Raw genomic sequence first — 2,539 nt, forward strand, 5'->3', positions numbered from 1 at the left:
AGACGTCTCCAGCATCCTCGACGCGCTCGACGCCGCGAAGGGCAAACCGGACCAGCCGACGCTGATCGTGCTGCGCACCGTCATCGGCTACCCCGCCCCGAACAAGATGAACTCCGGCAAGGCGCACGGCGCCGCGCTGGGCGGCGACGAGGTCGCCGGGATCAAGAAGGAGCTGGGCTTCGACCCGGAGAAGTCCTTCGAGATCTCCGACGAGGTGCTCTCGCACGCCCGCCAGGTCGTCGATCGCGCCAAGACCTCCCACGCCGAGTGGCAGAAGAGCTACGACAACTGGGCCGCGGCGAACCCGGACCGGGAGGCGCTGCTCAACCGCATGCGCACCCGCGAGCTGCCCGCGGGCTGGCAGGAGAAGCTGCCCAGCTGGGAGGCCGATGGCAAGGGCATCGCCACCCGCAAGGCATCCGGCGAGATCCTCGGCGCGCTGGCCGACGTGCTGCCGGAGCTGTGGGGCGGCTCGGCGGACCTCGCCGAGAGCAACAACACCACGATGAAGGGCGTCGACTCGTTCGGCCCCGCGCACATCTCCACCGAGATGTGGCCGGCCCAGCCCTACGGCCGCACGCTGCACTTCGGCGTCCGCGAGCACGCGATGGGCTCGATCCTCAACGGCATCGCGCTGCACGGCGGCACCCGCCCCTACGGCGGCACGTTCCTGATCTTCAGCGACTACATGCGCCCGGCCGTGCGGCTGGCGGCGCTGATGCGCGCCCCGGTCGTCTACGTGTGGACGCACGACTCGATCGGCCTCGGCGAGGACGGCCCGACGCACCAGCCGATCGAGCAGCTCTCCGCGCTGCGCGCGATCCCCGGCCTGTCGGTGGTCCGCCCGGCGGACGCGAACGAGACCGCGCACGCCTGGAAGGCCGTGCTGGAGGACACCAGCGGCCCGGCCGGGCTGGCGCTGACCCGGCAGGGCGTGCCGACCCTGGAGGGCACCGACGCCGATGGCGTGGCCAAGGGCGGATACGTGCTGGCCGAGGCGGCCAACGGCGCGCCGGAGCTGGTGCTCATCGCCACCGGTTCGGAGGTGCAGCTCGCGGTCGAGGCCAGGAAGATCCTCGAGGACGAGGGCGTTGCCACTCGTGTGGTGTCCATGCCGTGCGTGGAGTGGTTCGACCGGCAGGACCGGTCCTACCGCGAGCAGGTGCTGCCGCCGTCGGTGCGCGCCCGGGTCGCGGTCGAGGCGGGCATCGCCCAGTCCTGGTACCGGTTCGTCAAGGACGCGGGTGAGATCGTCTCGATCGAGCACTTCGGCGCTTCGGCGGACTACAAGACCCTGTTCGAGAAGTTCGGGTTCACCACCGGCGCGGTCACCGACGCCGCCCGGCGGAGCCTGGACAACGCGCGCTCCCAAGCGTGAGTGGAGGTAGTGCAGTGACCGAGAACCAGAACCTCACCGCGCTCAGCGATGCGGGCGTGGCGATCTGGCTGGACGACCTGTCCCGCCAGCGGATCACGTCCGGCAACCTGACCGAGTTGATCAACGATTACGCGGTCGTGGGCGTGACCAGCACCCCGACGATCTTCGCGAAGGCGCTGTCGAACGCCGCCGACTACAACGACCAGGTCCGCGACCTGGCCGCCCGCGGCGCCGGGGTGGACGACACGGTCCGCGAGCTGACCACCAAGGACGTGCGCGACGCCGCCGACGTGTTCCGCAACGTCTACGAGGCGGGTGCGGACGGCCGGGTCTCGCTGGAGGTCGACCCGCGGCTGGCGCACGACACCGAGCGCACCGTCGCCGAGGCGCTCGAGCTGTGGAAGGCCGTGGACCGGCCGAACCTGATGGTGAAGATCCCCGCCACCGTGGAGGGCCTGCCCGCGATCACCCGCGCGCTGGCCGAAGGGGTCAGCGTGAACGTGACGCTGATCTTCTCGGTGGAGCGCTACCGGGACGTCATGGACGCCTACCTGGCCGGTCTGGAGCAGGCCAAGGCCAACGGCCACGACCTGGCCAAGATCGCCTCGGTGGCGTCGTTCTTCGTCTCCCGGGTGGACGCCGAGATCGACAAGCGGCTCGACGGCGTCGAGGGCGGCGCGGACCTGCAGGGCAAGGCCGCGATCGCGAACGCGCGGCTGGCCTACGCCGCCTACGAGGAGGTCTTCACCTCCGACCGGTTCAAGGCGCTGGCCGCCGCCGGCGCGAAGCCGCAGCGCCCGCTGTGGGCCTCGACCGGCGTGAAGGACCCGTCCTACTCCGACACCCGCTACGTCGACCAGCTGGTGGCGCCGAACACGGTCAACACCATGCCGGAGGCCACCCTGTTCGCCACCGCCGATCACGCGCAGGTCGCCGGTGACCAGGTCAGCGGCACCAAGGACGCCTCGCAGCGGGTGTTCGACGAGCTGACCGATGCGGGCATCGACCTCGACGACGTGTTCGCGGTGCTGGAGCGCGAGGGCGTGGAGAAGTTCGAGAAGTCCTGGGAGGAACTGCTCGACACGGTGCGCGAGCAGCTCGACCAGGCCGGGAAGTAACCGGCTCGGCCGGGGTGCGCGGGTCCGCCGGGCTCGCGCACCC

General features: G+C 70.9%; 2 protein-coding genes. Both read left to right on the top strand.

All coding sequences use genetic code 11. The features are described 5' to 3' along the window. A partial coding sequence (locus tag IJH84_RS14565) for a transketolase (protein WP_295145305.1) occupies positions 1 to 1,378 on the top strand: 1,378 nt, incomplete at its 5' end. Between the two features lie 14 nt (positions 1,379 to 1,392). Beyond that, complete coding sequence (gene tal, locus IJH84_RS14570) at positions 1,393 to 2,496, top strand: transaldolase (RefSeq protein WP_295145307.1); 1,104 nt, start codon at positions 1,393 to 1,395, stop codon at positions 2,494 to 2,496. Positions 2,497 to 2,539 lie beyond the last annotated feature (43 nt).

Source organism: Saccharopolyspora sp., from assembly GCF_017434145.1.
Taxonomy (GTDB): domain Bacteria; phylum Actinomycetota; class Actinomycetes; order Mycobacteriales; family Pseudonocardiaceae; genus Saccharopolyspora_C; species Saccharopolyspora_C galaxeae.